This is a genomic window from Lacisediminimonas sp. (genome assembly GCF_030645335.1).
GTDB lineage: Bacteria > Pseudomonadota > Gammaproteobacteria > Burkholderiales > Burkholderiaceae_D > Lacisediminimonas.
Genome location: NZ_JAUSNH010000135.1, coordinates 1 through 7690, shown reverse-complemented (window position 1 = coordinate 7690; position 7690 = coordinate 1). Strand labels below are relative to the sequence as shown.

The following is a 7690-nucleotide window of genomic DNA, read 5'->3' as shown; positions in this document are numbered from 1 at the left end:
TCCACTGAGAGAACACACGCGTTGCCGCATCCCAGCGTGAAATGGCAGCCCGGATTGTTCGAGAGCCCGAATCGAGTTGCCTTTCGCGGCGCGGTTAGCCAAATGGGTTTTAGCGCCTTTTTCTTTGGTGACTTTCTTTTTGGCGCTGCCAAAAAGAGAGTTACGCGCCCGCGGGGGCGCACACCCCGCTTAACAACAGAGATAATAAAACACGATTAACCAACCAGAAGAATGTAGCCAATAAACCCCATCAATTTAAAACCGAGGGGCCCCCGCAGCAAGCAAGCAGCCCCCACCGCGCCCGGCCAACATCCTCCCCCGCCCCATGCGCTATACTCCCCCCATGACACGCTGGCCCCGCACCCTATTGCTCTGGCTCCTCATGCTAGCCCTCCCGCTGCAAAGCCTCGCCGCGTCCGCCCAATTCTCGTGCTCCCCATCCGACCACGCCGCCATGCGCGGGCAGCCGGCCATGACGCATCACCAGAACGCGGCGCCGGCCTCAGCCGCCCGCGACGCACCATCCCAGCATCCGCACGCTGCCCAGCACACAGACCATTCCCAACACGCCCACCACCATCAAAGCGCCGCCAACACCGACACTGACGCAATGGCGATGGAAATGGCAGGTGCGCACGCTTCAGCAGCAACACCACAAGACGCAAGCGCCAACCAATCCGCCTCCACCTGCAGCGCCTGCGCACTGTGCTGCGTCGGCGCCACCGCACCCCCTTCGGTTGCAGTCGACCTCGCCATCCCCAGCCCATCGCGCGCAATCGTGATTGCCCCCCCAGGCCACGTGGCAAGCCACGTCCTGGCCGGCCTCGAAAGACCTCCCAGAACCATTTCCACCTGATCGCTGACCCGCCGGGCGCATCATTTGCGCCCATGCGGCCCGCAGTGCGTGCCTTTGCACGCCTGCCAAAACGATATCGAGGAAATGATGTCTCCCAATTCGCGGCGTATCGCCATCCTGTTGGCCATGTGGCCAATGGCCGTCATGGCCCAGCAACAACCTGATCCGGCCAACCCCGCTGCCAGCGGCCGGCCGGTCGCCTACGTTTCCGTATTTGCCAGCGACCAGACCGCGCCGGAAACTGCACAAGCATCCCCCGACAAATCCTGGATCTTGCACAACCGCCAGATGATGCCCGTACCAAAAGCCACGGCCACCGCACCAGCACCAGCGGCAGCACCGCCGCCACCGGCACACCAGCACGGAAACCGGGGGCAGGGATCATGAACTTCGCACCCAAGCCCCTGGCCGCTGCCCTGTCCCTGGTATTCCTGTCCGGCTGCGCCAGCTTTTCTGCAGACGGCGGCATCTCGGGCGTATCCGACCTGACCCAGGCCCGCACCGGCCAGAAGCTCGTCCGACAGGACGGTGCGACAGCGACAGAGGCCAGCGCCACCACCGACGCGCTATTGGCCAAGCCGCTGACGGCCGACGGCGCCGTCGCGGTGGCCTTGCTGAACAACCGCGCATTGCAGGGCGCACTGGCCGAACTCGGTGTTGCCGAAGCTGACCTGGTGCAGGCTGGCCGCATGCGCAATCCCGGCTTTTCGTTTGGCCGATCGCACAATGGCAGCGATGTGGAAATCGAGCGCAGCATCTTTTTTGACCTGGCCGGCCTGCTGACGATACCGATGCGCTCCGGCATCGAACGCCGCCGCTTTGAATCAGCCCAGTTGATCACCGCCGGCAATGCAGTGAACCTGGCGGCCGACGTGCGTCGTGCTTACTTCAATGCCATTGCCGCGCGCCAGGTGGCGCACTATTTCGAGCAAGTGGTGGAAGCCGCAGCAGCCGGTGCTGAACTGGGCAAACGCCTGGCGCGGGTCGGTAACTGGAGCAAGCTCGACGAAGCACGCGAGCAAGTGTTCCATGCTGAGGCGCTAGCCCAGTTTGCGCGGGCGCGCCAGAACGACGTCGCCGCGCGCGAGCAACTGACACGCTTGATGGGCCTGTGGGGCGAGCGGGTCGCGTTCACCCTGCCCGAACGCCTGCCGGACCTGCCCAAAGCGCCGGCCCAGGGCGACAATGCCGAAGCGCAGGCCATGACGCAGCGGCTTGACATACAAGTGGCAAAGAAGGAGTCCGAAGCAACTGCCGCCGCGCTTGGCCTGACCCGCGCCACGGCCTTCGTCAACGTGCTCGATTTCGGCTACAAGAACAAGAGTGAAACCGGCAAGAGCCGATCCAATGGTTACGAGGTCGAATTGGTGTTGCCGATATTCGACTGGGGCACCGCGCGCAAGGCCAAGGCCGAAGCGCTCTACATGCAAGCCTTGCACCGTACCGCCGACACCGCCATACGCGCCCGTTCGCAAGTACGTGAATCCTACGCGGCTTACCGTACGACTTACGATGTCGCTCGCCATTACCGGGACCAGGTCGTGCCGCTGCGCAAGCGCATTTCCGACGAGGTGCTGCTGCGCTACAACGGCATGCTGTCGAGCACCTTCGAGTTGCTGGCTGACGCCCGCGACCAGGTCAATGCGGTAAGCGCCGCGATCGAGGCGCAACGCGATTTCTGGATTGCAGAGATCGACTTGCAAGCCGCCATTAACGGATCCGGCAGCACCGGCACAGCGATGCGCACGCGCACTGCGGCGGCCAGTGCCAGCGCCGCCGGCGGCCATTGAACGGCCGGCATGTGGATACGGAAAAAAGGAAACGAACGATGGACAAGCTGATTTCGCGCAGGAATTTTTTCAAGGGAGCCGGCGCCGTTGCCGTCAGCGCCAGCCTGGTGAGTCGGGTCGGCGCGGCGTCGCTGCCGGAGGCGGTGGTTGCAAACGGACCGGCAACCCAGCCGCCGCCGATGCCGCAGACAGGGCGCCCGTTCAGCCCGGTGGTGACGCTCAATGGCTGGTCGCTGCCCTGGCGCATGAACAATAACGTCAAGGAGTTCCACCTGGTTGCGGAGCCGGTGGTGCGTGAAATGGCGCCCGGCATGAAAGCCAACCTGTGGGGCTATAACGGCCAGTCACCGGGCCCGACCATCGAGGTGGTGGAGGGGGACCGCGTGCGCATCTTCGTCACCAACAAGTTGCCCGAGCACACCAGCGTGCACTGGCATGGGCAACGGCTGCCAAACGGCATGGATGGCGTCACCGGCCTGACGCAGCCGGGAATCCCGGCCGGCAAGACTTTTGTCTATGAATTCGAGGCCAAGCGGCCCGGCACTTTTATGTACCACCCGCATGCGGATGAGATGGTGCAGATGGCAATGGGCATGATGGGCTTCTGGATCACCCATCCTAAAAACCCGAACTTCATGAAGGTCGACCGTGATTTCGTGTTCCTGCTGGGCAGTTACGACATCACCCCCGGCAGCTACACCCCGCGCGTCAACACCATGCTGGACTTCAACCTGTTCACCTTCAACAGCCGGGTGTTCCCGGGCATTGACACCATGAATGTGCGGCAGGGCGACCGCGTGCGCATCCGGGTCGGCAACCTGACCATGACCAACCATCCGATCCACCTGCACGGCCATGAATTTACCGTCACCGGCACCGATGGGGGCTGGACCAATCCGGCCTCGCGCTGGCCGGAAGTCACGGCCGATATTGCAGTGGGGCAGATGCGCGCCATTGAATTCGACGCCACCGACCTCGGCGACTGGGCATTCCATTGCCACAAGTCGCACCACACCATGAACGCCATGGGGCACAACCTGCCGACCCTGATCGGCGTCGACCACAAGGGCGTTGCCGAAAAAATCAACAAGCTGGTGCCGGACTACATGGTGATGGGCGAGCGCGGCATGGCCGACATGGAGAGCATGGAAATGCCGCTACCGGACAACACCTTGCCGATGATGACTGGCAAAGGTCCGTTTGGCGGCGTCGGCATGGGCGGCATGTTCACCATCGTCAAAGTGCGCAAGGAGCAAAAGCCGGGCGACTACAGCGACCACGGCTGGTACCGCCATCCGGCCGGCACCGTCGCTTATGAATGGACCGGCGCGCTGCCGGCAGCCAGCCGCAACAGTTCGGCCGGCGGGCAGTCGATGCCGCTGGCCAGCAAGACCAAACCGGTGGAGGTCACGGTGCGCAAGCCGCTTGGCCACGCAGGACATTGAAAACAGTAAAGGAGCATGGAATGAAACGACAATTTGCAGCAATCCCGATGGCGGGCCTGGCCCTGTTGCTCGCCGCCGGTGCGGCGCTGGCCCACGGCGACGGCGCCGCCGCCAAGCACCCTGCCGCCCGTGTGATCGACAAGGAGCAACATAGTTTTGGTCGGGAAGGCGACCCGAAGGCCGTCGTGCGGACCATACGCGTGGACATGGGCGACAACATGCGCTACTCGCCGGCGTCGCTGGAAATCAGGCAGGGCGACACGGTGAAATTCGTCGTCACCAACAAGGGCAAGATCATGCACGAGATGGTGCTGGGCACGATGGCGCAGCTCAAGGCGCATGGCGAGCTGATGAAAAAACATCCTGGCATGGAACATGAGGACCCTTACATGGCCCATGTCGCCCCCGGCAAGACGGAACAGATGGTCTGGCAGTTCAACCAGGCCGGCACTTTTCATTTTGGCTGCTTGCTGCCGGGACATTTTGAATCTGGCATGGTCGGAACAATCATCGTAAAGGGACGTCAATCATGAAGACTGCACAATATCCAAATCTCTTGAAGGCGGCGTTGGCGCTGTGCCTGGCTGCGCCCTTGTCGGCGGTGCAGGCAAACGATGCGCATCATCCGGCGACAGCCGCGACGCCGGCAAGCAACAGTGGGGCTGGCGTGGTCAGCGACGGCGGCAACGCCAGCAACGCCGACGCTGCGCTGTCCGATGGCGAAATCCGCAAGGTCGACAAGGAGCAGGGCAAACTCACGATCAGGCACGGTCCATTGGCGAACCTGGACATGCCGCCGATGACGATGGTGTTCCGGGTCAAGGATCCCGCCCTGCTGGATCAAGTTGCGGCGGGCGAAAAAATTCGCTTCCGCGCAGAGAAAATAGAAGGCCAGTACGTCGTCACCATTATTCGCAAGCTAACCAACGGAGGAACATGATGTCAAATAAATCCCAGCGATACATCGCCCTGGCTGCTGTGTCAGGCGCATTGCTTGTTGCCGGCTGCACGACTGCCACGACCGCAAATAGCGGCCATGACCATGCAGCCCACCAAGCCCAGGCCAGGGCGGCCGGCGCGCCGCAAGCAGGACACGGCGCGATGGGCAAGGGAATGATGGCCGGTGCGGGGGGCATGGAAATGTGCCCGATGCACGGGGAGATGCACGGGAAAATGCAAGGGGAGATGCACGGAAAAATGCATGGCCAGATGCATGAAAAAATGCATGGCCAGATGCATGGCGCCAAGCCCGATGGCAAGGCGCCTGTCGATCGCCGGGCCATGATCGAGCAGCACATGATGTCAAAGTCGCCCGAGCAGCGCGCGCAAATGGTCAGGATGATGGAAAACCGCATGACCATGATGCAGCAAGACTTGCAGATCATGCGCGAGCAGATGGGCAAGCCGGCTCCGGCCAAATAGCAAGCGGCCGGCGGCTGGCAGTCCGGGCCGGCCGCATCGACGCCGGGCAGTGCAGGCAGTGTGGAATAATAGGCCGCCTTTGCCTGCACAATGTGTGCACTGCCTGTCGTATTTCGGAATTTATGAAGAATTTGCCCCCGCGCACAGTATCCGTCGCGCCCATGATGGACTGGACCGACCGCCACTGCCGCATGTTCCACCGCCAGGTCACGCGGCATACCTGGCTGTACACCGAGATGGTGACCACCGGCGCCTTGCTGCATGGGGACGTTGCGCGCCACCTCGATTTCTCCGACGGCGAACATCCGCTTGCGCTGCAGCTTGGCGGCAGCGAGCCGCAGGACATGGCGCTATGCGCCAGGCTGTGCCAGCAATGGGGCTATGACGAGTTCAACCTGAATTGCGGTTGCACGTCAGAGCGCGTTCAAAAGGGCGCTTTCGGCGCCTGCCTGATGGCAGAGCCGCAACTTGTGGCGGACTGCGTGAAAGCCATGCGCGATGCCGTCTCGATCGACGTGACGGTCAAGCACCGGATCGGCATCGACCGCAATGAAGATTACGATTTCGTGCGCGATTTCGTCGGCACCATCGCCGACGCCGGTTGCCGCACTTTTATCGTGCACGCCCGCAACGCCATCCTGAAGGGCCTCTCGCCCAAGGAAAACCGTGAGATTCCACCGCTGAAGTATGAGGTGGCCTACCAGCTCAAGCGCGAGTTTCCTGACCTGGAGATCATCATCAACGGCGGCATCAAGTCCGACGACGAGATCGCCGGGCACCTGGCGCACGTGGACGGGGTGATGCTGGGGCGCGAGGCTTATCATAATCCCTACGCCATGGCCACTTACGACGCCCGCTTCTACGGCGACGCCACGCCCGTGAAAACGCGCGAGGAAGTGCTGGCCGCCATGATCCCTTATATACAGTCGCAGCTGGACCAGTTCGGGTCGCGCGGACTCAAGCTCAACAGCATCACGCGCCATATGCTGGGCCTGATGGCCGGGCTGCCCGGCGCCCGGGCCTTCCGCCAAGTCCTTTCCGATTCCAAAAAGCTGGCCGGCGCCGACCCGGCACTGCTGTTGGAAGCGTTTGCCGGCATGCGCGGCCCTGGCCAAACCGATTAAAGCTTGCTTTGCGGAAAAAAAAGACCCTATAATTCGGTATGCCTTATGGATTAAAGCATTGATTTTCCTCCTAAAGTGTTGTTCTGGTGAAACAATTCATCTGAGAACCTATATATTTGCATCCGCAGTCATTTTTTGATTTATCCTGAGTGAAATTACGCAGATTCTCACTGAGATGAGAGTCAGGACCTGGCGGCGCCGGGGCCAGGACGATCCCCGAACCTGCTTACTAGTTAATTGAAAAGACACGAAATGAATTTATCCAATATGAAGGTCGGTACCCGACTCGGTCTTGGTTTTTCCCTGGTTCTGTTTTTCCTGGTGGCTGTGACAGTGGTCGGGATCATGAACATGAAGCAGATCCAGGACCGCCTGGACAATGTCGTGACCGTCAACAACGTGGTGAACCGTCTCGTGATCGAGATGCGCGCCAACGTCGCCGACCGCATCACGTCGCTGCGCATCCTGACGCTGCTGGTGGAGCCGGACGATATGGAACCGGAGATGAAGCGCGTCAACGAACTGGCCGCGAGCTATGCCGACGCGCAAAAGAAGCTCTCGGACAAGTTTGCCGGCGAGTCATCGACCACGCCGCAGGAAAAGGCCTTGCTGGCCCAGGCCAAGGAATCGGAAGCGGCTGCCATGCCGGCGATCGCCAAGGCCTCTGAACTGTGGATGAGTGGCAAGGCGGAAGATGCGACCAAGGTCCTGATCCGCGAAATTCGCCCGAACCAGAAAAAATGGATGGCCGCGCTGGAGCAGCTCGCTGCACTGGAAGACAAGCTGACCAAGCAGGCAGCCTCCGAAGCCGAAGCCGCGTACAGCACCGCGCGCAACACCATGCTGATCCTGGGCGGCGTTGCCGTGTTCCTGGGCCTGCTGGCCGGCGTGACGATTACCCGCGGCCTGATCAAGCAGCTCGGCGGCGAGCCCGACTACACGGCGCGCATTGCCAGCAGCATCGCCCACGGCGACCTGTCGATCTCGATCGACACCAGCAGCGCAACCCAGGGCAGCCTGCTGATGGAAGTGCGCGAAATGCGCAACAGCCTG

General features: G+C 61.8%; 9 protein-coding genes. All 9 read left to right on the top strand.

Going from position 1 to position 7690, the window contains the following annotated elements; genetic code table 11:
• Positions 1 to 219, top strand: a 219-nt coding sequence (locus Q7T64_RS09855) for a hypothetical protein (protein ID WP_304795033.1), incomplete at its 5' end; no start/stop codon positions are given.
• A gap of 724 nt (positions 220 to 943) precedes the next feature.
• Complete coding sequence (locus tag Q7T64_RS09850) at positions 944 to 1243, top strand: hypothetical protein (RefSeq protein ID WP_304795031.1); 300 nt, start codon at positions 944 to 946, stop codon at positions 1241 to 1243.
• Entirely contained in the window at positions 1240 to 2646 is a 1407-nt protein-coding gene (locus Q7T64_RS09845; RefSeq protein ID WP_304795029.1) for a TolC family protein, read from the top strand. The genes Q7T64_RS09850 and Q7T64_RS09845 overlap by 4 nt, the downstream gene beginning before the upstream one ends.
• A gap of 47 nt (positions 2647 to 2693) precedes the next feature.
• Positions 2694 to 4091 carry a copper oxidase gene (locus tag Q7T64_RS09840; RefSeq protein ID WP_304795035.1) on the top strand — a complete coding sequence of 466 codons (1398 nt, stop codon included), beginning with the start codon at positions 2694 to 2696 and terminating at the stop codon, positions 4089 to 4091.
• A gap of 20 nt (positions 4092 to 4111) precedes the next feature.
• Positions 4112 to 4624: a cupredoxin family protein gene (locus tag Q7T64_RS09835; RefSeq protein ID WP_304795027.1), complete on the top strand. Its 513-nt coding sequence runs from the start codon at positions 4112 to 4114 to the stop codon at positions 4622 to 4624.
• Complete coding sequence (locus tag Q7T64_RS09830; protein WP_304795025.1) at positions 4621 to 5031, top strand: copper-binding protein; 411 nt, start codon at positions 4621 to 4623, stop codon at positions 5029 to 5031. Before Q7T64_RS09835 ends, Q7T64_RS09830 begins: the two co-directional genes overlap by 4 nt.
• On the top strand, positions 5031 to 5513 hold the full coding sequence (locus Q7T64_RS09825; RefSeq protein ID WP_304795023.1) for a hypothetical protein: 483 nt from the start codon (positions 5031 to 5033) through the stop codon (positions 5511 to 5513). The genes Q7T64_RS09830 and Q7T64_RS09825 overlap by 1 nt, the downstream gene beginning before the upstream one ends.
• Positions 5514 to 5635: 122 nt before the next feature.
• Positions 5636 to 6637: a tRNA dihydrouridine(20/20a) synthase DusA gene (dusA, locus tag Q7T64_RS09820; protein WP_304795021.1), complete on the top strand. Its 1002-nt coding sequence runs from the start codon at positions 5636 to 5638 to the stop codon at positions 6635 to 6637.
• A gap of 252 nt (positions 6638 to 6889) precedes the next feature.
• A partial coding sequence (locus Q7T64_RS09815; protein WP_304795019.1) for an MCP four helix bundle domain-containing protein occupies positions 6890 to 7690 on the top strand: 801 nt, incomplete at its 3' end.